Source organism: Curvibacter sp. PAE-UM (genome assembly GCF_001432305.1).
Taxonomy (GTDB): domain Bacteria; phylum Pseudomonadota; class Gammaproteobacteria; order Burkholderiales; family Burkholderiaceae_C; genus Hylemonella.
On sequence record NZ_KQ483358.1, the window covers coordinates 274,213 to 295,246 of the forward strand.

19 protein-coding genes are annotated in these 21,034 nt (G+C 61.8%); 1 reads left to right on the plus strand and 18 read right to left on the minus strand.

Going from position 1 to position 21,034, the window contains the following annotated elements; translation table 11 throughout:
* Positions 1–52: 52 nt before the first annotated feature.
* The 12 genes from AO057_RS01325 to hisH all read right to left on the minus strand — a co-directional run bounded on the left by AO057_RS01325 (position 53) and on the right by hisH (position 13,021).
* Complete coding sequence (locus tag AO057_RS01325) at positions 53–1,912, minus strand: polysaccharide biosynthesis protein (RefSeq protein WP_057673929.1); 1,860 nt, start codon at positions 1,910–1,912, stop codon at positions 53–55.
* A 24-nt stretch (positions 1,913–1,936) separates the two neighbouring features.
* Positions 1,937–2,350, minus strand: a complete 414-nt coding sequence (locus tag AO057_RS18390) for an H-NS histone family protein (protein WP_057673930.1) — start codon at positions 2,348–2,350, stop codon at positions 1,937–1,939.
* Positions 2,351–2,396: 46 nt separating this feature from the next.
* Positions 2,397–3,572, minus strand: coding sequence for a DegT/DnrJ/EryC1/StrS family aminotransferase (locus AO057_RS01335; protein ID WP_057673931.1), 1,176 nt, complete (start codon positions 3,570–3,572; stop codon positions 2,397–2,399).
* A 19-nt stretch (positions 3,573–3,591) separates the two neighbouring features.
* Positions 3,592–4,224, minus strand: coding sequence for an acetyltransferase (locus tag AO057_RS01340; RefSeq protein ID WP_057673932.1), 633 nt, complete (start codon positions 4,222–4,224; stop codon positions 3,592–3,594).
* Positions 4,221–4,814, minus strand: a complete 594-nt coding sequence (locus AO057_RS01345) for a sugar transferase (protein WP_057673933.1) — start codon at positions 4,812–4,814, stop codon at positions 4,221–4,223. The genes AO057_RS01340 and AO057_RS01345 overlap by 4 nt, the downstream gene beginning before the upstream one ends.
* Positions 4,815–4,818: 4 nt before the next feature.
* On the minus strand, positions 4,819–6,072 hold the full coding sequence (locus tag AO057_RS01350; RefSeq protein ID WP_057673934.1) for a glycosyltransferase family 4 protein: 1,254 nt from the start codon (positions 6,070–6,072) through the stop codon (positions 4,819–4,821).
* Positions 6,073–6,079: 7 nt separating this feature from the next.
* Complete coding sequence (locus tag AO057_RS01355) at positions 6,080–7,828, minus strand: glucosamine 6-phosphate synthetase (protein ID WP_240480711.1); 1,749 nt, start codon at positions 7,826–7,828, stop codon at positions 6,080–6,082.
* Positions 7,829–7,919: 91 nt separating this feature from the next.
* Positions 7,920–9,029, minus strand: a complete 1,110-nt coding sequence (locus tag AO057_RS01360) for a glycosyltransferase family 4 protein (RefSeq protein ID WP_057673936.1) — start codon at positions 9,027–9,029, stop codon at positions 7,920–7,922.
* Between the two features lie 18 nt (positions 9,030–9,047).
* Entirely contained in the window at positions 9,048–10,211 is a 1,164-nt protein-coding gene (locus AO057_RS01365) for a glycosyltransferase (protein WP_082605365.1), read from the minus strand.
* 59 nt (positions 10,212–10,270) lie between these two features.
* Complete coding sequence (locus AO057_RS01370) at positions 10,271–11,542, minus strand: N-acetyl sugar amidotransferase (protein ID WP_240480712.1); 1,272 nt, start codon at positions 11,540–11,542, stop codon at positions 10,271–10,273.
* A gap of 106 nt (positions 11,543–11,648) precedes the next feature.
* Positions 11,649–12,410, minus strand: coding sequence for an AglZ/HisF2 family acetamidino modification protein (locus tag AO057_RS01375; protein ID WP_057673938.1), 762 nt, complete (start codon positions 12,408–12,410; stop codon positions 11,649–11,651).
* A complete protein-coding gene (gene hisH / locus AO057_RS01380; protein ID WP_057673939.1) occupies positions 12,407–13,021 on the minus strand; it encodes an imidazole glycerol phosphate synthase subunit HisH in 615 nt (204 codons plus the stop codon). Before hisH ends, AO057_RS01375 begins: the two co-directional genes overlap by 4 nt.
* 226 nt (positions 13,022–13,247) lie before the next feature.
* On the opposite strand from hisH, the gene AO057_RS17340 reads away from it, so the two are divergent.
* A complete protein-coding gene (locus AO057_RS17340; protein ID WP_082605366.1) occupies positions 13,248–14,075 on the plus strand; it encodes an NAD-dependent epimerase/dehydratase family protein in 828 nt (275 codons plus the stop codon).
* Here AO057_RS17340 and AO057_RS01390 read toward each other — a convergent pair.
* The 6 genes from AO057_RS01390 to AO057_RS01415 all read right to left on the minus strand — a co-directional run bounded on the left by AO057_RS01390 (position 14,072) and on the right by AO057_RS01415 (position 21,024).
* On the minus strand, positions 14,072–15,418 hold the full coding sequence (locus AO057_RS01390; RefSeq protein WP_168163345.1) for a glycosyltransferase: 1,347 nt from the start codon (positions 15,416–15,418) through the stop codon (positions 14,072–14,074). The two genes, AO057_RS17340 and AO057_RS01390, sit on opposite strands and share 4 nt — an antisense overlap.
* Positions 15,419–15,518: 100 nt before the next feature.
* A complete protein-coding gene (locus AO057_RS01395) occupies positions 15,519–16,922 on the minus strand; it encodes an oligosaccharide flippase family protein (protein WP_057673942.1) in 1,404 nt (467 codons plus the stop codon).
* 53 nt (positions 16,923–16,975) lie between these two features.
* Positions 16,976–18,061 (minus strand): DegT/DnrJ/EryC1/StrS family aminotransferase, encoded by a 1,086-nt coding sequence (locus AO057_RS01400; protein WP_057673943.1) that lies wholly within the window; start codon positions 18,059–18,061, stop codon positions 16,976–16,978.
* Positions 18,062–18,078: 17 nt separating this feature from the next.
* On the minus strand, positions 18,079–18,657 hold the full coding sequence (locus AO057_RS01405) for an acyltransferase (protein ID WP_057673944.1): 579 nt from the start codon (positions 18,655–18,657) through the stop codon (positions 18,079–18,081).
* 5 nt (positions 18,658–18,662) lie between these two features.
* Positions 18,663–19,721, minus strand: a complete 1,059-nt coding sequence (locus tag AO057_RS01410; protein WP_057673945.1) for a Gfo/Idh/MocA family protein — start codon at positions 19,719–19,721, stop codon at positions 18,663–18,665.
* Between the two features lie 7 nt (positions 19,722–19,728).
* Positions 19,729–21,024, minus strand: coding sequence for a nucleotide sugar dehydrogenase (locus AO057_RS01415; protein ID WP_057673946.1), 1,296 nt, complete (start codon positions 21,022–21,024; stop codon positions 19,729–19,731).
* Positions 21,025–21,034 lie beyond the last annotated feature (10 nt).

A 21,034-nucleotide genomic window follows, 5' to 3' on the forward strand; every position in this document is an offset into this window, starting at 1 on the left:
AGCGCCGGCAGGCACCAACCCACCACACATCGATCTCGTGTCGAGACTGTATTCATTTCACTCCGCCATAACCGTGCACACACGTCACCAGAACAGCCTTGATCGCATCCTTATCGTCACGGCCGGCCGCTTGCCATAACACATCCAGTTGCTGCTCCAGGGCGGGCCAAGGCATACAGTCCTCGTGCGCCTTCATGATGCGTTGATGCGCCGTGGGCGCGGGATTGTCACCGATCAGCAACTCCTCATAGAGTTTTTCACCAGGGCGCAGTCCCGTGATGACGATTTCAATATCCCCATCCGGCTTGTCTGCATCGCGCACCGACATCCCCGACAACTCCACCATGCGGTGGGCCAGTTCGATGATTTTTACCGGCTCGCCCATATCCAGCACGAACACGTCCCCCCCCGTCGCCATGGCACCAGCCTGCAACACGAGCTGCGCGGCCTCGGGGATGGTCATGAAATAACGCGTCACGTCCGCATGCGTGACTGTCAGCGGGCCGCCTGCGGCGAGTTGGCGGCGGAACAGGGGCACCACGCTGCCGCTGGAGCCCAGCACATTGCCGAAGCGCACCATACTGAAACAGGTTTGCCCCGGCTCGGCGGCCATCGCTTGCAGCACCAGCTCGGCCATGCGCTTGCTGGCACCCATGACGTTGGTGGGGCGCACGGCCTTGTCGGTGGAGACCAGGACGAAGCGGGCAACACCGCAGTCGCGCGCGACGCGCGCCATGTGCAGCGTGCCGAAGACGTTGTTGCGTATGCCTTCGGCGGGGTTGGACTCCACCAGCGGCACGTGCTTGTAGGCTGCGGCGTGATAGATGGTGTGGGGCCGGTGATGATGGCAGATCTCGCGCAGGCGGGCTTCGTGATTGACGCTGCCGAGCAGCGGCAGCAGTCTGGTCGCACATCCATCACCCTGGCACAGCACTTCCAGTTCCTGGTGGATGCTGTAAAGCGCGAACTCGCTGTGGTCCAGGAGGATCAGCTGGCTGGGCTGCTGCCGCAGGATCTGGCGGCACAGTTCGCTGCCGATGCTGCCGCCGGCGCCGGTCACCAGCACGGTCTTCTGCGCCAGGTCCCTGGCCATCAGCGCGGCATCCGGGGGAACGGGGTCCCGCCCAAGCAGGTCCTCGATATCGAGCTCGCGGAAATCCTGCACGGTGACCCGGCCGCTGGTCAGATCGGCCATGCCCGGCAGGGTGCGGATATGCACAGGCAGGTGACGCAGGCTTTCGATGATGCGGTTGCGGCGTTCGCGCGTCACGCTCGGCAGCGCCAGCAGTATGTCTGTGATGCCCAGCTTTTTAACCACAGCCGGGGCGTCCGAACCCGCATAGACATGCACGCCGTTGATACTGCGCCCGATCTTGGTCGGGTCGTCATCAACGAAACCCAGCAGGCTGTACTGCCCGCTCATGGCCAGCGCCGCTGCCGTCTGGGCACCGGCCATTCCTGCGCCATAAATCAGGGAACGCCCTTGCCCTGCCGGCGCGCGCCCCTCGCCGGCCAGCCAGAAACGCGCCAGGGCCCGACTGCCTCCCACCAGCAGCAGGAATATGAGCGGCTGCAGCACGCCCAGACTACGCGGCACATTGTCCCAACGCATCCACAGCAAACCCGTCAGCAGCAGTACGCCGTAGATCGCGACGGCCTTGGCCGTGGTCAGCAAAGCAGCCTGCCCGGTGTAGCGGAAGATGGCGCGGTACAGGCCCAGGCGGATGAAGACGGGAATCGCCAGCAAGGGTGCCAGCACATAGACCCGCCATTGCGTCTCGTCCGGCCAGTGCGGGCTGTCCAGTCGCAGGGAAAAGGCCAGCCAGGTTGCGGCCAGCGACAGGGCCAGGTCCAGGGCCACGACCACCATGCGTTTGATCGAACGCGGCCATGCCAGAACCCGACGCTTCATGCCTATCCTTCGAGACATCACACGCTATACCGCAAAGTTTTCCTTGGGCTTGCCTGCGGCGACCTGCGCAGCAAGCCAGCGCGGCATCAGGCCCCGCCCGCTCCAGGTTTCCCCGTTCGGGCCACGGTACTTGGCGGCGACCTTGACGCCTTTTTGATTCGAGGATTTGCGAGCGGCTTTTTTCGCAGCGCCCTTCTTCGCGGCCACCTTTTTCGTCGCCGGCTTGGCGACCGGGCCCTTGCGGGGAGCAGGCTTGGCCTTGCCCCGGGTCTTGCGGGGCTTGCCTGTGCCCTGCTGCAAGTCCTTGAGCGTGATGCCGAAGGCCTCCATCATCGCGAGAATTTGCTTGACGGTCTTGCCGAACTCCCGTGACTTGATCTCGGTTGCCTGCTTCTGCAGCTTCTCGATCTGGCTCTGGATCTCGATGAGGTTACCCATGCTTGACTCCTTGATGAATGGCTATTGGCTCTTCAAACGATGCCTGTCAGGCGCCCGCCTGGGCCAGTACCTGGCGGATCGACTCGCAGGTCTTCTGGATCTCGGCCGCCGTGAGCGTCGGGTGGACCAGGAACATGAGGCTGTCCTCGCCCAGGGCCTGGGCCACGGGCAAGCGCCGGGCCGGACGCCAGGAGGTGCCTTCGAATGCCTTTTCCAGATAGACCTCTGAACACGAGCCCTGATAACACGGAACACCCTGCGCGCTGATGGCTTCGACGATGCGGTCCCGGCTCCAGCCCGCGGCCAGATGCTGCGGCCGCACATAGACATAGCATTTGTAATGGGCATGCACGCTGCCAACCGGCAGTTCGGGCACACGCACCGCGGCATGCCCACGACAGGCGGCCAGGATGGCCTCGGCATGGGCCGTGCGCTGCTGGGTCCACTCGCTCATGCGGCGCAGCTGGATGCGGCCGATGGCGGCCTGCATCTCCAGCATGCGCCAGTTGGTGCCGAAGCTCTCGTGCAGCCAGCGGAAACCCGGGGGGTGCTGGCGTTCGTACACCGCGGCATAACTCTTGCCATGATCCTTGTAGGCCCACATGGCGCGCCACACGGCTTCGTCATCCGTGGTGACCATGCCGCCTTCGCCGCCGGTCGTCATGATCTTGTCCTGGCAGAAGCTCCAGGCCCCCACATGGCCGATGCTGCCCACGCTGCGCCCCTTGTAGCGGGCGCCGTGCGCCTGGGCACAGTCCTCGATGACCTTCAGGCCGTGCTGGGCCGCCAGCGCCATGATGGGGTCCATGTCGCAGGGCCAGCCCGCCAGGTGCACGCAGACCACGGCCTTGGTGCGCGGGGTGAGTACCGCTGCGATGGTGCGCGCAGACAGGTTGCCGCTGTCGGGTTCGACGTCGGCAAACACCGGGGTGGCGCCCGCATTGACCACGCAGGAGACGCTGGCGATGAAGGTGCGCGGCGTCACCACCACCTCGTCGCCGGGCCCGATGCCCAGGCCCTTGAGGGCCAGGTCCAGTGCCAGGGTGCCGTTGGCCAGCGCAATCGCATGGCGCGTGCCGCACCAGGCCGCGAACTCCTGCTCGAACTCGCGGCACTCGTTGCCGGTCCAGTAGTTGACCTTGTTGGACAGCAGGACCTGCTGCACGGCCCGCGCCTCCTCGTCGGTGAAGCTGGGCCAGGGAGAAAAGGGGGTATTCAACATCTGTCTGCGTGTCCAGGCTTCATGATTGTCGGGCTTCCGGCAAGCGCGCCGGATTGCCCACCACGGTCTGCGCATCCGGCACCGGCTGGACCACCACGGCACCGGCCCCGACCATGGCTCGTTCGCCGATGGTCATGCCCTGCTTCACGGCCGCCCCCACGCCTACCCAGCCGCCCCGCCCCACACGGACGTTGCCCGAGAGATGGGCGCCCGGGCAGATGTGCACGGCGTCGCCCAGCTGGCAGTCGTGATCGACCGTCGCACCGGTATTGACGATGACGGCCTGTCCCACGAGGGCATCGATGTTCACCACCGCGCCGGCCATCACCACCGTGCCCAGCCCCAGCGCGGCATGGCGGCTCACCGTCGCCGCGGGATGCACCACCGTCACCAGGGGCGCACCGGCGGCCCGGAGGGCCTGGTGCTTTTCCCAGCGCACCGCGCAGTCGCCGATGGACACCAGCACACCCTGAAACTCCGGCAGCCGCGCCATCAGTGCAGCGCTGTCACCCGTCACCGGCCAAAGGCCGTTGCGGCTGCGTTGCGGCCAGGCGTCGTCGAAAAACTCCACGCTGTCCCAGCCGCTGGCCAGGGCGGCGTCGGCCACCACCTTGCCGTGGCCGCTGGCGCCAAGCAGGGCGAGCCGTCTCATGACTTGTCCCCGGTGAACCGGGGCATGGTGGCCTCGCCCTGAGCGCTGATGCCTTCGCGCACCAGCACCTTGCGCACCGTCAGCCAGAGGATGCGCAGGTCGAGCCAGAGCGAGCGGTGGTCGACGTACCAGACGTCCAGGCGGAAGCGCTCCTCCCAGCTGACGGCGTTGCGCCCGTTGACCTGGGCCCAGCCGGTGATGCCCGGGCGCAGCTCGTGGCGCCGCGCCTGCTCGGCCGAGTACAAGGGCAGGTATTCCATCAGCAGGGGGCGCGGGCCCACCAGGCTCATCTCGCCGCGCAGCACGTTCCACAACTCGGGCAGTTCGTCCAGGCTGCTGGCGCGCAGGAAGCGGCCGAAGGCGGTGAGCCGCTGGGCGTCCGGCAGCAGCTCGCCGTCCGGGCCGCGCTCGTCCGTCATGGTGCGGAACTTGACCATCATGAACGGTTGCCCGTGCAGACCGGGGCGGACCTGGCGAAACAGGGCGGGGCTGCCGAGCTTGCGCCGCACCATCGCATACAGCACGAGCAAGGGCAGGGCCAGCACGGCCAGCGCAGCGATGGCCACCACCAGGTCGAACAGGCGCTTCATGCGTTCAAGCCCCCGGCCCGGCGACCTTGTCGCCGGCACGCTCGCCAAAGAGGATGGCCAGATAGTTCTTCGCCAGCGTTTCGTAGCGGCGGTTGGCCAGGATCCAGGCCCGGCCCCGCTGGCCGATGGCTTCGCGCTGCGGTGCGCCCATGGCCGCATAACGCAAGACTTCCCGACGCAGCGCCGCCACGTCGCCGGCCGGCACATAGGTGCCGCAATCCGCCTCGTTGATCATCGAGGGGTAGCCGGTATAGGACGCCACCACCGGCTTGCCGGCCAGCATGTAGTCGATCACCTTGTTCAGCGACTGCCCGTATTTCCAGACCGTCGACACATGCACCGAGAAATACAGCAGGTCGCACCTGGAAAGAACGGCCTGCACCATCTGCTTGGGCACGCGGGGCGCAAACGTCAGGTTGGGCAGGTGGCCGTACTTGCCCTGGTAATGCGCACGCAGGTCGCCCTCGCCGACGATGAGGAAATGGACCCGGGGGTCGTCCTTCATCGACTCGGCGCAGTCGAGCATGGTGTCCAGCGCATTGGTGATGCCGATGGTGCCGGCGTGGGCCACGATGAACTTGCCCCGGGGGATGTACTTCTCGACGTAGTCGGCCGGCAGCTCGTCGCCCGCGGCCAGCGTCGCCTCGTCGACGGCCATGGGGATGCAGTGCGTCGTCCTGGCATGGCCCAGCACGCCGGCGACGTGTTCGCCGAGGTTGGGCATGGTGCCCACGATGGCGTCCGCGTAGCGGTAGCCCAGCTTCTCGATGAAGCCCAGGCCCAGCACCAGCGGGTTCCAGCGGCTGAAGCCGCCTTCCTCGGTGATGGTCAGCGGCCAGATATCGCGGATCTCGAGCACCAGGCGGCACTTGTAGCGCGCGCGCAGCAGGAAGCCGTTGAGGATGGTGAGCAGGGACAGGCTGGAGACGATGACGACGTCGGGCGCGGGCAGCTGCTCCTTGGGCAGGCGCCAGAGCCGCCACTCGAAATCCAGCCAGCTCAGGATACGCCGCAGCGACTTGGCCACCGCGTATTTCATGGTCCGGACCCAGTACAGCTGGATACCGTCGACCTCCTGGAGCAGATAGGGCGCATCCAGCCTGGGCACCTCGGCCAGCTGGTTCGAGTCCGAGGTGATGATGACGGTCCGGTAGCCCATCCGGGCCCACTCCCGCGCAATCAGGTAGCCACGCCCGCCCGCGCTGGCCTTGGCAGGTGGGGAGACGTACTTGGAAACGTACCAGATGCAGGGTTTCACAGGCGGCTCAGTACAGTTTCGGGATGGCGTTCACCACCCGGATGGCTTCCTTGAAGTCCACCCCCACGGCATCGAGGTACCACTTGATGTTGGGATAGCGCGGCGTGTTTTCCTCCAGCACCATTTCAAGTGCCTCTTCGCGCGTCAGGTCCCCTTCGCGGATCTGGTTGCTGCGGAAGGTGTCGTGCTCCGTGAAGCCCGCGACCGTGTAATAGACGTAGTTGTAGAAGGCGGCCGTTCCGTCGCCGATGCGCCAGGTGGTCCTGGTATCGGGCGCCTTTTCCCAGTCGTAGCCGGCCAGCGTGTCGTCGATCTGCTTTTCGTCCCAGCGCCAATAGTCGAAGACGTGGTAATAGTCGGTCTTCTTGGTGAAGCTGCGGTAGTACTCACCGGACAGCGTGTCCCACAGCGAGCTGTTGAAATAACCCGGGCTCGCCAGCATGGCCTTGAGGCGCAGATACTGGTAGCGCAACTGTTTCATCGCGCCATGCGAATAGACGCGCTTTTCCTCGAAATCGGGCGGCACGCCCAGGAAACCCGCCTTGAAGTGCGTCACCTCGAGGGGGTTGATGCCCCACAGGTTCAGGCTGATGCCGGTCTGCGCCTTGATGGTCTCGACATGCCTGAAGAAATGCTTGTCACCAGCCGTCAGGATGCTGATCATGCCCAGGTGCGGCGACTTGAGCCAGGCCCGCAGGTTCTTGGCAATGTGGTCCCGCTTCCTGGCGATGTCATCCGCGACGATGATGTTCTCGACGCCGAGCTCGGCACACATCCGGCTGATATTGCGGCGTCCGAGGTCCGTCACCATGCCCCAGTCATAGGTGTAGGTGACCGGCTTCATCTTGAGTTCCTTGACGATCAAGTGCAGGCCGTAGCAGCTGTCCCGGCCACCGGAAAACGGGACGATGCAATCGTCCCCGGTTTTTCTACGGTACGGCTCGACCAGCTTGAACAACTCTTCCTTCGGCCGCGGCTTGTTGCGCGGCTTGTAGTGCCGGCAGTAATTGCAGACGCCATCGGCATCGAAGTTGATGTAGGGCATGGTCTCGGTCAGCAGGCACTTGGTGCAGCGACGCAGATCATGCTTGCGGTATTCCAGCAGCTTCTCCTCCGCGCCCGACAGGGACAAGGCAGGGATCAGATCGGTCTTGCGTTCCTTGCGGTCCGAGATGTCCAGCGCGGCGTGCGAGGCGGGGATATCCACAAACACCGCCTCCCTGACCTGCTGGACGTCTTCGCAGCCGATGACGGTCAGCGGGTACTTTTCCGAGGCAAAAAACGTCGTCTGCGCCTTTTTGCCGATATACAGGCTGCCGTTGTTCGAGAACAGGCACAGCTTGCCCAGCTTGGGCAGGATCAGCGCGCATGCCACCACACCGCGGCACAGGCCCAGGATGCGCGCTGGCAACTGCGCGAGCTCGCCCCCCGCCTCCAGGTGCACAGCGGCGATGGCCGCGATCACTTCCGTGTCGATCTGCTGGGCCCGGGTCTTGCCGATCTCGGCCCAGATGGCCTCGTCGTTAACGACGATGCCGTTGTGCAGCACGGCCACGCCGTCACGCACGACGGGCTGGTTGTCCGCCAGACCGTTGGTGATCAGCCGGCTGTGCCCCAGCACGAGATGGCTGGCCTGGGGCCGGACCTCCTTGAGCAGCCGGGTGATCGGATAGTCGGCACGGTAGACGTGATAGGCGTCGTTGGTGAAAGTCACCAGCCCGCTGGAGTCACGCCCCCGCTGCTGGGAATGTTTCACCAAAACATTCAACTCGCCCTCATGGACCGGCGAGGACGAGATGACGCCAAATATTCCGCACATTTAGATTACCGAAAAAGAATTCGAAATTTTAAGAAGACAGGAGAAGACCATAAAACTCGATGAGTTTGGCCTCCTCGTTCGACCAGTTGAACTTGCTCTCGATCAACCGGCGACCATTCTGCCCCATTTGCTCCGCACGCCCGGGATCTGCCACCACCTCGTCTATCGCCTTGGCGATGGCGAGCGGATCGAGGGGGTCGACACAGACCCCGCAGTCTGCAGACTCCAGTATCTGCTGCCACAGGGGGAAATTCGACGCGATCACAGGTATACCCGCCGACATGTATTCAAACATCTTGATCGGCAACGCATCCAGGTAGTTGATGATCGGATGCAAGGTCACCACCCCCGCCATGGAGCGCCCCAGCACCTCGCGAACACCGCGACGATCCTGGACTCCCAGCGCATGGACCTTGCCCCAGCCCGGATACGTCCGGACCTCGGCTTCGACCTGCGCCTCGGCAAAACCACCCACCAGGTTCAAGCGCACCGAGGGGTGAGTCGCCTCCATGGCGCGCACAAGTTCCTTGATGCCACGAATCTGGGCAATGCTCCCGATATAACAAACCTCATTCGCCTTGTCCTGCCACGGCACGGCAGACTCCAGCTCACCCAGCATGGGAAAGTTGTTGACATCCACCGACCGCGGATGGATCTTCGTGAACTTGTCGCGGATATGAGGCGTCGCCGTCACGACCCCGTCAAAGCGCGCACAGGCATGGCGCTCGAAACGGGCAAACCCCCACGACAGGATGCGCCGCATGACCGGGTGCAGATAGTGCTTGCCCAGCAGTTGCTGGGGGACATCCTCATGGGCATCGAACACCACCTTTTTGCCCCGGCGCTTGAGCCTGAGACCGGTCGGCAGCAATTCGGGATCGTGCAGATGGTAGACATCCGCATCCAGTTCGACCGCCTTGCGGTAGACCCTTTGCGTCGTCTTGAACATCCGGGACAATCGGCCACGGGAACTTCCAGCATCCAGGATCGCCACGCCTTCGCGCACCTCGTCCCCGAGACCATCCGCAACCACCAGGGTGACCTCATGGCCATGCCGGGCCAGGCTCCGGCACTCCTTCAGGAAGATCCGTATGTCGTCACGCGGATGCGCGGACGTCAGATGAACGACACGAGCCACAACGCCTCCGTCCAGATTTCAGTGGAATGCATGGTTGCCGCCTCCGGCCTCGAAGCCCAGCGCCACGTACATCGCCAGCAACTTTTTCTCTTCTTCCTGCCAGCAGTAAAGCCGGCCGGAATCCCTTGTGTTTGCGCGCTTTGCCGCCAGCTCCGTCGCCGTCAGCCCGGCCACCAGATCGTGAAGCGCCTGCGCATCAGGCGCGACCTTCCAGCCGCAATCGTACTCATCCACGAAGCGCCCCATTTCGGGAAAGGCGCTGACCACCGCCGGCACGCCGCACGCCGCATACTCGAACAGCTTGTTGGGCAGGCACAGGTAATAGCTGAGGCACACGTTCTCGATCAGGGAAATGCCGACATCAGCATCCACCGTGTAATCCTTGACCTGCTCCGGCGGCACGGCGGGCATGAAGTGGATGTTGGAATGCCGCGCTGCCGCTTCCCTGATATGCCCTTCCAGTTCCCCGTACCCCATGAAGACCAGGTGCCGGTCCGGCGGCAGTTTCGCAAAAGCGTCGATCAGCAGCCCGACCCCGCGCCCGGGCGCCAACAAGCCCTGATAGAGAAAGAGCTGCACGTCGGGCGCCAGCCCCACGGCCCTGCGCAGCAGCCCGGTGCGCGCCGGCTCCGACTCGCTGCGGTAGGGCACATTGCGCACCACCCAGACCTGCCTCAGCCGGTAGCGGGCGGCATACCAGTCGGCAATCGAACGGTTCACCACGCAAACCGTGTCTGCAAATCCGATCAGCGCGCGCTCCACCCGGCGCGCCAGCCATTGACGGCCTCCGCGAAGACCGGCCGTCTCTGTTTCCAGTTCATGCGGGTCATAGATCAGCACACAACGCTTCCACATCTTGACGAGTACCGAGAGCGGCAGCACCGGCAGGCTGTGGCAATTGAAGCAGGCCACCTTTTCCCCGCGCAGGGCCCACAAGACACCGAGATACCATCCAACGGCCTTGAACAGGCGCCCCATGGCGCCCTTCATCGAACCACCGATCAGCGGCGCCACGCGCAGCACCTCGATGCCGTCCCCCAGCACCTCATGCCTGGGAAGCCCCTCTTTCCAAACCGCCAGCACCCTGACCCGCGAGAACACGGCATGGCTCCTCAAGCTGCGAACAATCTTGAGGATCCTGGACTCGTTCGCAAAGGTGGAAGGATAGATATGGATGTTCAAGGCAACCCCGGTTTTCCCGCCTCATGTCTCGCGCACCCGCCAGGGCGACGCCGAGAAAACTAGCCTCGGGACTTAAACCCGATCTTCGCCAGGCCCCGCACCGGCAATGCCAGCACCTGCTTGGCAAACCGATAGACCAGCACCGCCAAACGGCGCTTGCGCTGGTGATTCGGGAACTCGCTGAAATGGTGGGCAGGCTGCTCGACCAGGGCTTCAAACTCGGTCAACGACAAGCCGAGTTTCTTCGCAATGAAGATCTTGTCCTCCGCCAGAAGCTTCGGGTCATACAGCGGCGCCTTCAAGGCCTCCAGCGCCTCGGCACGCGTCATCTGGCCGGACACCACGAGGCTGGACAAATGCGCCTTGCGCTTGTCGTAGCCGAACTTGTAGGGCAGGTAATAGGCCTGGAAGAAGCGGGTCCAGCGCGATTCATAGTGCTTGCCGCCGTAATAGCGCCAGCCGTAGTCCTTCTCCAGGATCCGGATCGCCTCTTCTTTGTTGTAGGGCAGGCAGTTCAACGGCCGCAAGACCTCCATCTTCAGGATGAAGGGGTATTTCACGTACAGATCAAAAAAGCTGACCACCGGAAAATCACCCCGGGACCGGGAGCCGAAGCGGGCGTGAATGGCCTTCACATGCGTGGCGTCCATGGCGTCGTAACCCCAGGTCGCCGGCAATATGCTCTCGGTCGCGAAATTGCCCCCGTTGATCACGTACTTGATGCCGGCCTTCTCGGCGTATCCATACAGGGCCGCAAAAAAGGCATGATCCTGAGGCACGTCCTGATTGGCAAGATTCGAACGCAGGAAGGCCAGCTGCATGTCGCGCATCTCCTCCCAGTCGACCACGTGCGTGACCAGATCAAAGCCTAGGCGGCGACAGATCTGCTCGATGTTCATCACGGCCAGTTCCGAATTCCAGCCGGCGTCGACGTGCACCACCAGGGGCCGCAAGCCCCACTCCGCAACCTTGACCGCCACAAAGGAGCTGTCGATGCCGCCGGACAGGCCGATGATGCAGTCGTAGCGCTTGCCCTTGCCGTAGGCCTTGACGGCCGCGATCATCTCCGCCAGCTTGACCGGATCCCCCTCCAGGGAGGGCCAGGTCGGCTTGACGCTGTTGTCGAAGTAATGGCAATGGCTGCACACACCCTGCTCATCGAACTCGATCTCGGGATCGGTCGTGTCCATGACACAACGCGTACAGGCCTGGTACGGGCGCCCCTTGGGCACAAACGCAGCCTGCTGGATCGGACTTCCGTCCACAGGGGCGCGGATCGCGTCTACAGGATGGCTGTAGTCTGGTTTTTGCATAGGCTCGGTGTCGATCATGGGGGTTCAGTGCGGGTGTGGATCTACCCATCCACGGCCCGATTATCCGCGAAGCGCAGCGCCGCCTTCGGGCCGCGACAGGCCTACCGAACAGGCCCGGCCGGGCTTACGGCAGGCGCCTGGCCAGCTCTGCGCGCGCCGGGTAATTGATGAGGACGGCCCGATGCGGACCGACAAAGACAAAAAGGCTGCCCGCCGCCACCGCAGATGCCCCCCCCTCCTGCACGGCGGCGACGAAGTCGTCGATGCCCGAGGCGCCACCACACGCGACCACGGGGACACTGACCGCCGCCGACACCTCACGGATCAGCTTGAGGTCGTAGCCCGACTGGGTCCCGTCCCGGTCCACGGCATTGACGATGATCTCCCCCACGCCAAGCCGCTCCAATTCCACGACATGCTCTTTCAGGCCGACCTGCTGCCTGGTCTTGCCGGCATGGGAGCAGAGTTCATAACGCCCCAGGAGAGTGCGCCGGACATCGACGCACCCGACGATGCTCTGGGAACCGTAGATCGCGACAGCGTCACGAATCAATTGCGGTGAGGCGTAAGCTGCCGCATCGATGACGACCTTCTCGAAACCCAGGGCGAAGATCCGCTGAACCTGTTCCAGTGTCGTGATCCCGCCCCCGTAGGCCATGGGCATGAAGGCCTCACCTGCGATATCCGCCAGCAGATCGAAATCCGGCCCCCGGCCTTCAGGCGTGGCCGTGATGTCGAGGAACACCAGCTCATCAACTTCCTTCTCGTTGAAGATCCGGACCGAGTTGATGGGATCCCCGATGTACTTGGGGTCCTTGAACTTCACAGTCTTGACCAGGCCCTTCCCGCGCAGCAGCAGGACCGGAATGACGCGTGTCTTGTTCATGTTGACGGCATCCCGACAAACGCTTTCATCAAGGCCAGGCCGTGCCGCAAGGACTTCTCCGGATGAAACTGGGTCCCGAAGATATTCCCACGCTGAACCGCGCACGTGAACTCAACGCCATGGGTGGCTGTCGCAAGCACGTCCCCGGCATCTGCACAGTGCATCTTGTACGAATGGACGAAATAAAACCGGGCATCCTCATCCATCTGATCCAGCAGAGGAGAGGACTTCTTGCGGACGATCTGGTTCCAACCCATGTGAGGCACACGTATGCCCGGCATGGCCTGGAATTTATGACATTCCATGTCGATCCAGCCAAGTCCGGCCGTATCCCCCTCCTCACTGCCCTTGCCGAGAATTTGCGCGCCCAGGCAGATGCCGAGTACCGGGCGCTTCAACTCCAGCGCGAACTGATCCAGCGTCTCGCGCAGCCCCGAGGCATTCAGCATCTTCATCCCATGGTCGAAATGCCCAACTCCAGGCAACAGGAGCTTGTCTGCCGCCAGAATTTCACTGGCATGACGAGTCACTTGCGTCTCGGCACCCGCTTTTCTCAGCATGCTGCACACAGACGAAATGTTGCCAACGCCATAGTCGAGAATGGCTATCATGCTATGAATTTCATCAAATGATTGTGATCAAATGCACCGCCATGATCGACATGCCATCTACGCATCGATTGGCTGGCAACACTGAAGGCGTTACGATGGAATCCAATTTCCGATGTGACTCCAGCCCCCGCGGGACTTGTTTTGAGACTGCGCGCTTTCCACCGTAATTTTATCGCCCCGACGGATCGAGCCTTACGCATCATCAGCTCCCATTTCAGAAAATCCAATGACTCCACAAATCGAACAAAAAAAATTGCGGTGCCTGCTTACGGGAGCACGTGGCAATCTTGGCCATGCGATTCAGAGAGCAAACGCCTTCGACATTCTCGCCGTTGATCGCAACAACTGGCCAAAACTGCGACAAGAAAACCACCCCGACACCGACTTGATTATCCATGCAGCCGGTGACCTGACAACGCCACTCTCGCAACATCCAACCACATTCATCGACTCCAATACAAGAGCCCTCGCCGAAGTACTGGAATGGGCCGGGAAGTGGAGCATACCCAGGCTGTTCTTCATCAGCAGTTGCGCCGTTTATGGGGATACGACTTCAACCCATGAGTCATCGGCAACGCAGCCACTTTCCCCCAACGGAATTGCAAAACTTCTCTCCGAGAGGCTGACCGAAGCATACTGCCAGGCCAACAAGATCGACTACACGATACTGCGTGTATTCAACATCTTCGGCGGGAACGACAGGTTCTCAGTACTGCATCATCTTCGTCAGGCACTGGCAACGTCGAAGCCATTCACACTGAACAACCAAGGGCGCGCGCACAGGGACTTTGTTCATGTTGATGATGTCGCCGAAATCATCGTGAAGCTCTCCGGCATCCCAAAATTGCCGGCCATCATCAACATCGGAACGGGCACGACCACCAGAATCGCCGACTTGGTAACCAGTTTCTCACGCCATCATCCAAGCCTGCAAATATCGCATCGCCAGTCGGCCGAAGCAGAATACTCACGTGCAGACATTGAAAGATTGAACTCGTACATCTCGCACAATTTTCGATCCATACTGGACTACGTTCAGGCAGCACAGCCCTAGACGCCCCTTGATGACCTCGAATCCGAAGGCTTTGAGGCAAGCTGCGCCGCCAACTCGATGAGGCGATTCGCATAGTCCATGTAGTTTTTGCCTGCGTTGTACTTCGCATCCCACATGGCGCGACTCCCCTCCCGGAGGGTAAGTCGATTCTTGGGGCTCAGGCAAACGCTCTCGATGGCCTCTGCAATCTCGATCGGCTCCGGATGCTGGCTCAAAAGTGCCCCGTTCGCTCCCGAGACTATTTCCTTGTTCCCCCCTACTGCGGTGGCCACCACGGGTATGGAGCAACTGATCGCCTCCATGATGGAAACGGGCGTTCCCTCTGAGCTGCTGACGTTGACGAATACGTCAACAGGGTTCTCTCTGTACCACTTGTAAATCGTGCTTGTATCTACATGTCCCATCAGCCGCCATTGCACATTCGGCGGCAGAATTTTTTCTGCCAACTCTTTTATCTCGGCATATATGGGCCCATCTCCGAAGTGGGTCCATTCGATCGATGTTCCTGGCATTCGCCCTGAGAGTTCCGCCACCCCCCGAACCAGCAGGTCAATACGCTTCACTTCAACCAGAAAAGCGCACGAAACAACCCTGACCTTCCCGTCGTCGGAGGCTGTTGCAGCAAACCCGGGATCATCGGTGCCCAACAATGCCGGCCAAATCTTCTTGGCATGTTGAGGGTATTTGCGTCTCAGATACTCGGCGCCTCCCATCGAGTCCGGTGAAACCCAATCGAGCAGGTCGATCATCTGCTCCTGGAAAGGAATATATTGAGGGGTGTGCCGCTCCGCATACAGATCACCCCCATGCGCCCGCGCCACCACACCAAATGGCGCATGAAGACGCGATCGCAACATGCCGAGGCCCAACGCAGAGACATCCAGCCAGAAGCCATAAAACAGCAGTCCGCCGCCATGGCGCTCAACCGAGATGCCTGTGCGCTCGACCCATTGACCGATCACCTTGGCGCGGCCGAGAAAAACGGCGGTCCGCAAAAGCGTCTTTGGTCGCAACAGCAACCATGCATTTTTTTGTATCTCCCGATACAACGCCAGAGAGGCCAGCCCTCGCAACAGCAGGGAGCTTCGCGCCGGCCTTGAAAGACTTTTCGCCAGTGAAACATCAACATGCGCCCCAGCCGGCACTTGACTGCACTGGCCGCTCACGTCTTGCGGGACGATCACGACCCTGGAGAACTTCTTGACGAACCGTTCGATTTCCGGCTCGAGAAATGTTCTTTCAGCCGCCACCGAATAGGGGTAGCTTGCCGTCAGCACGAATATTGTTGGTTTCTCCTGCTCCACTTGTCGAACTTGCTCCTGTTGTCTGTATTCCGCATCCATTTTATGGTGCGCCCCTGCCATGATCAGGCAACCAGGACGCACCCACAACTTCACCCGAGGCTGCGCACACCCGGGATCATCTCCGTGACGGAAAAATTGCTTAGCGCTGCCCCCTTGCATACTTCCTGATCACATACAGGAAGTAAACCGCCAACCCGACGAACATCACCCCAAACAGCATCAAGGCCCCCGGCGCAAACACATAAGCAGCAGCCAGCGGGGCAAAGCAAAGAAGCCATGCCAGCACTAGCGGCCTGATTCGCGCAAGATAATCAGCGAGGTGGATATCCACCAGACGGGAAAACCTGAGCAGCGCAGCCCCATACAAGAAGAGATTGCCAAACGAGATGGCAAAAACGACCATGGTCGCGGAAAAGCCATCGAACACAAGCATCAGAACATATGGAAGTGACCTCACCACAAGTTCGGCAACTGAGAAAATGATCGCAATTGAAAGGGAATTCTTGATAACGACTATATTGCTGATGGGTGAGACCACCAGCGAGGCTGCCAGCCCCAATGACAATATCGCCGCGTACGTTCCTACCAACTCCCACTTCGCACCCAGCGCATGGACCAGGAGCGCTTCGGAAGCAAAAGCGAAGCACGAACACAATGGGAGCGCTATTGCCGTCAAGTAATACAGCGCGTCCATGACGATTTTTCTTTGCTGCTCCGGCGTTGGCGAAGCGGCAAATTCACCGGTAAAAACATGGCCCGCAGCACTTGCCGCCAGGCCCACCGGCGCTGAAACCAGCTTGTTTGCCAAGCCTAGCTGGCCGGCTTGGCCCGCCCCAAAAAAATACGGGAAGCAGATGCTCTGGATATTTTGACTCGCCACGTTTAACACGGCAGCTGGCGCCAAAAGCAGCGGGAATCTTTTGTAGCGCACCAGCACCTTGACGACAGCCGACTTGCTGAACCCCCGGATCCGCCAGCCATCCCGGGGGGAGTTCAAGGCAAGCAATCCCAGTATGCGGGCGATGAAGTCGCACACCAGCAAACCGACGACTCCGAGCGCAAAGTAGCCCAGCAATATCTGCACGACAACTGTTGAGAGTGCGAGCGTCACGTGGCTTATCGCGAGCCGGCCGTATCTCTTCTGCCTGACGGTTCTCGAGACTGATAGCGCATACAAGCCGTGAACAAACAAGCCCAACGGCACGTACCACATGACATACCCGACGTCCCAGGCGATGTTGCTGGCACGAAGGAACCACTCACCAAACAATAAGAGCAGCAGCGAATAGAAGACCACCGCCGCAAGCAGGACCCAGAATGCCACGTAGCCAAGAATCTGGATGTGGCTCTTTCTTCCCGCCAGGATGGCCGCCTCCAGCTGAAGCGTAAAAATCGTCATCGAAATCGAGATGACGCTCACCAGCAGGAAAAATACGCCGAAATCCTCCGGGGCATAAAGCCTTGCGACAAGCGGGTACGCAAGCAACTGCACGGCCTGCGCCATTGCCCCGCCGGACATGATGGAAAGAATGGGGATCTTCATTGCATGAGAACGCAAGTTCCGAAGCAGATACCCAACTCAGAGACAGGACGCTGTCACTGCAGGCTGCCCACCAACCCCGAAATAATCTGTTCCTGCGTCTTCGAATCCAGGAATGGGTGCATTGGCAAACTCATGACTCTCGTGGCCACGGCATCTCCTACCGGCAACTTGGCTTCCAGATCCCTCACTGCCGGCTGACGATTCAGAGGTATCGGGTAGTGAACCGCAGTGGGGATCCCCATCAACTTCAGTCGTTCCTGAGTGGCGTCGCGTTCGTCAATCTCCACCGTGTACTGCGCCCAGGCGCTGATATTGTGCGGCTCGACATAAGGGCCCTTGATGCCCGTTTGAACCAGCAGCCCAGCGTATCGCCCGGAAGCCGCTTGCCTGAGCCCCAGCTCCTCGTCCAGGACCGCAAGCTTGGGCAGCAGGATCGCCGCCTGTATCGTGTCCAGCCGACTGTTCACCCCCACCCGAATATGGTGATAACGCCGGTCCTGGCCGTGACGGGCGATCTGACGCAGCACCTTGGCCAGTTCGTCATCGCTGGTGAAGATCGCACCGCCGTCACCGTAACAGCCCAGCGGCTTGCTCGGGAAAAAGCTGGCACATCCGATGGTCGTCAGGTTGCAGCTTTTCCGCCCCTTGTAGCTGGCGCCAAAACTTTGCGCCGCATCCTCGATGACGGGGATACCATGCCGTGCCGCGATGGCATTGATGGCGTCGAAATCGGCGCACTGGCCGTACAGGCTGACCGGAATGATGGCCTTGGTGCGCGGCGTGATGGCTGCCTCCAGCAGGGCCGGGTCGAGGTTGTAGGTACGCGGATCGATGTCCACGTAGACCGGCTTGGCCCGCAACAGGGCCACGGTTTCGGCGGTGGCGATGTAGGTGAAGCCGGGGGTGATGACTTCATCGCCCGGGCCGATCCCCAGCGCCATCAGCGCGATCTGCAGCGCATCCGTGCCATTGGCCACACTGATGCAGTACTTGGCACCGGTGTAAGCGGCGAGCTTTTCCTCCAGCTCGGCCACCTCAGGCCCGAGGATGTACTGCCCGTGATCCAGCACACGCTGGATGCCGGCGTCGATCTGCGTCTTCAGTTGCCGGTATTGGCTCTTGAGGTCGATGAATTCCATGGGATCCTTTTCTGTCTTCAGCCCACGAGGCGGCACTGGCCGTCGCGCAGCTCATAACGCTGCCCCGTCTGCGGGCAGACGGTCTGCCCATCACCGCTCAGGGGAAGGTCCAGGCGCTCGCCGTGCTGGCTCATCCAGCCGATCTGGCGCGCCGGCACACCGACCATCAGGGCGTAATCGGGCACATCGTGGTTCACCACGGCACCGGCGCCGACAAAGGCATACTGCCCGACCGTCGCACCGCAGACGATGGTGCAGTTGGCCCCCAGCGTCGCCCCCTTGCGGATCAGCGTGCGCCGGTACTCTTCCTTGCGGATGACGGCGCTGCGCGGGTTGTAGACGTTGGTGAACACCATGCTGGGGCCGCAGAACACGTCGTCTTCCAGCGTCACGGCGTCGTACACGCTGACGTTGTTCTGGACCTTGACGTTGTTGCCGATGATCACGTCGTTGCCGACAAAGACGTTCTGGCCGAAGGAGCAGTCGCGGCCGATACGCGCGCGTGCGCAGATATGCACCCAGTGCCAGATGCGGCTGCCTTCGCCAATCTGTGCGCCGGCGTCGACGATGGCCGAGGGATGGACGGTGTAGCTCATGAGGGTCACAGTTCGAGCGGCAGGCCGACACGCACGCCGTCGCGGGCCGAGCGATAGGTGGCGATCAGGACCTCCAGCGATTTCAGGCCTTCGCGGCCGTCCACATCGGGCTCGGCCTCGCCGCGCAGGACGTCGATCACGTTACGGTAATACAGGGGATGGCCAAAGCCGTAGACGCTGGTGGTCTCGTAGCTGGCTGCCTTGATTTTCTCGTCGTTGGGATCGCTGTCGGCGAATTGCCATTCCTGGATCTCGTTCACCGCCACACCGCCCACGCGCACCGTTCCCTTTTCTCCCAGGATGGTGATGGAACCCTCCAGGTTCTTGGGATAGGTCAGCATGGTGCAGTTGAGCGAGCCCAGGGCGCCGTTGCGCCACTTGACACTCAGTACCCCGGTGTCTTCGGCTTCGATATCGCGCGCCAGCGTGGCGGTGTAGGCGTGCAGGGAGTCGATGGGGCCGATCAGCCATTCGAGCAGGTCCACGTAGTGGCTGGCCTGGTTCATGAAGGCGCCGCCGTCGAGCTCCCAGGTGCCGCGCCACTTGGCCTGGTCGTAATAACCCACCTGGGGGCGCTGCCAGAACACGTTGAGGGTGACCATGTAGATCTGGCCGAAGCGCTTCTGGCTCACGGCCTGCTTGAGCAGTTGCAGCGTGGCGTTCTTGCGGTTCTGCTTGACGACAAACAGGTGCACGCCGGCCTCTTCACAGGCGCGCACCATGCGCAGGCCGTCTTCCCACTTGGTGGCCATGGGTTTTTCGCTGAGCACATGGCGCCCTGCGCGCGCCACCTCGATGGCCTGCTGCGGGTGGATGCCACTGGGCGTGGTCAGGATGATGCAGTCAGCCGTGGTCTTCTGCAGCAGCGCCGTCAGGCTGGCATGTCCCGCTGCGCCAGTCGCCTGGACGGCCTTCTGCAGGGCCATCGGGTCGATGTCGCAGACGTCCACCAGTTCGGCATGGTCGGCATGCTGGCGGATCGAGTCGAAATGGTTCCTGGAAATCCGGCCGCAGCCAACCAGGGCGAAACGGATCTTGCGTTGGGTGATGGGGGTATGGCTCATGAGGGGCTCACAGTCTGAATACGGTGAAGCCGGTAGCCGCCGCTGCGTGGCGGTCGTACAGGCTCTTCACGTCGGACAACACGGGCTTGCTGCCGCGGCACAGGGCGCGCAGGTCCTGCAGCTGGGCATGCCGGTATTCGTTGTGCCCCACCGCGACCACCAGCGCATCCACAGGGTGGGCCGCATCGATCACGCCGAGCTTCAGGCCGTACTCGTGCTGTACCTCGTCGACGCTGGCCCAGGCATCGGCCACAACGACCTCCACGCCCCAGGCCTCGAATTCGCGCACCATGTCGACCACCTTGCTGTTGCGAATGTCCGGGCAGTTCTCCTTGAAGGTGATGCCCAGCACACCCACACGGCAACGTGGCACGTCCAGGCCGTTTTGCAGCATGAGCTTGATGGTGTTGCGCGCCACGTAACGCGCCATATTGTCGTTGATGCGACGGCCGGCCAGGATGACCTGCGGGTGGTAGCCCACCTCCTCGGCCTTGTGCGTCAGGTAGTAGGGATCCACACCGATGCAATGCCCGCCCACCAGGCCTGGGCGGAAGGGCAGGAAGTTCCACTTGCTGCCCGCGGCTTCCAGCACGTCCAGCGTATCAATGCCCAGACGGGCGAAGATGACCGACAGTTCGTTGATCAGGGCGATGTTCAGATCGCGCTGGGTGTTCTCGATCACCTTGGCGGCTTCAGCCACCTTGATGCTGCTCGCCTTGTGGGTCCCGGCCGTGATGATGTCTCGGTAGAGCGCATCGACGGCGTCAGCCACCTCGGGTGTGCTGCCGCTGGTGATCTTCTTGATCTTGGTCAGCGTGTTGACCTTGTCACCGGGGTTGATGCGCTCGGGGCTGTAACCACAGAAAAAATCCTGGTTGAATTTCAAACCGGAGAATTTTTCCAGCACGGGCACGCAGACCTCTTCGGTCGCCCCCGGATACACCGTGGATTCATAGATCACCACCGCGCCCTTGGACAGCACCTTGCCCACGGTCTCGCTGGCCTTGACCAGGGGTGTCATGTCGGGCCGGTTGGCCTGGTCCACCGGGGTCGGAACCGTCACGATGAAAATCGTGCACGCGCGCAAATCATCCAGGTTCGTCGAATAGCGCAATCGGCCTGCTCGCACCAGCTCCTCGGGGGCGACCTCCAGCGTGCTGTCGTGCCCGGATTGCAGTTCCGCCACGCGCGCTGCGTTGATGTCGAAGCCCAGCACATCGCGGTGCTTGCCGAACTCCACGGCCAGGGGCAAGCCAACGTAGCCGAGACCGATGATGGCAATTTTCTGGTTTTTCAGATTCATTTATTCCAAC

What these genes read in the sequence shown, in the direction of transcription:
- AO057_RS01325 (WP_057673929.1), bottom strand. Translation starts at nt 1,912, where the DNA reads ATGAAGCGTCGGGTTCTGGCATGGCCGCGTTCGATCAAACGCATGGTG.
- AO057_RS18390 (WP_057673930.1), bottom strand. Translation starts at nt 2,350, where the DNA reads ATGGGTAACCTCATCGAGATCCAGAGCCAGATCGAGAAGCTGCAGAAG.
- AO057_RS01335 (WP_057673931.1), bottom strand. Translation starts at nt 3,572, where the DNA reads ATGTTGAATACCCCCTTTTCTCCCTGGCCCAGCTTCACCGACGAGGAG.
- AO057_RS01340 (WP_057673932.1), bottom strand. Translation starts at nt 4,224, where the DNA reads ATGAGACGGCTCGCCCTGCTTGGCGCCAGCGGCCACGGCAAGGTGGTG.
- AO057_RS01345 (WP_057673933.1), bottom strand. Translation starts at nt 4,814, where the DNA reads ATGAAGCGCCTGTTCGACCTGGTGGTGGCCATCGCTGCGCTGGCCGTG.
- AO057_RS01370 (WP_240480712.1), bottom strand. Translation starts at nt 11,542, where the DNA reads ATGATCGACACCGAGCCTATGCAAAAACCAGACTACAGCCATCCTGTA.
- AO057_RS01375 (WP_057673938.1), bottom strand. Translation starts at nt 12,410, where the DNA reads ATGAACAAGACACGCGTCATTCCGGTCCTGCTGCTGCGCGGGAAGGGC.
- hisH (WP_057673939.1), bottom strand. Translation starts at nt 13,021, where the DNA reads ATGATAGCCATTCTCGACTATGGCGTTGGCAACATTTCGTCTGTGTGC.
- AO057_RS17340 (WP_082605366.1), top strand. Translation starts at nt 13,248, where the DNA reads ATGACTCCACAAATCGAACAAAAAAAATTGCGGTGCCTGCTTACGGGA.
- AO057_RS01390 (WP_168163345.1), bottom strand. Translation starts at nt 15,418, where the DNA reads ATGGATGCGGAATACAGACAACAGGAGCAAGTTCGACAAGTGGAGCAG.
- AO057_RS01395 (WP_057673942.1), bottom strand. Translation starts at nt 16,922, where the DNA reads ATGAAGATCCCCATTCTTTCCATCATGTCCGGCGGGGCAATGGCGCAG.
- AO057_RS01400 (WP_057673943.1), bottom strand. Translation starts at nt 18,061, where the DNA reads ATGGAATTCATCGACCTCAAGAGCCAATACCGGCAACTGAAGACGCAG.
- AO057_RS01405 (WP_057673944.1), bottom strand. Translation starts at nt 18,657, where the DNA reads ATGAGCTACACCGTCCATCCCTCGGCCATCGTCGACGCCGGCGCACAG.
- AO057_RS01410 (WP_057673945.1), bottom strand. Translation starts at nt 19,721, where the DNA reads ATGAGCCATACCCCCATCACCCAACGCAAGATCCGTTTCGCCCTGGTT.
- AO057_RS01415 (WP_057673946.1), bottom strand. Translation starts at nt 21,024, where the DNA reads ATGAATCTGAAAAACCAGAAAATTGCCATCATCGGTCTCGGCTACGTT.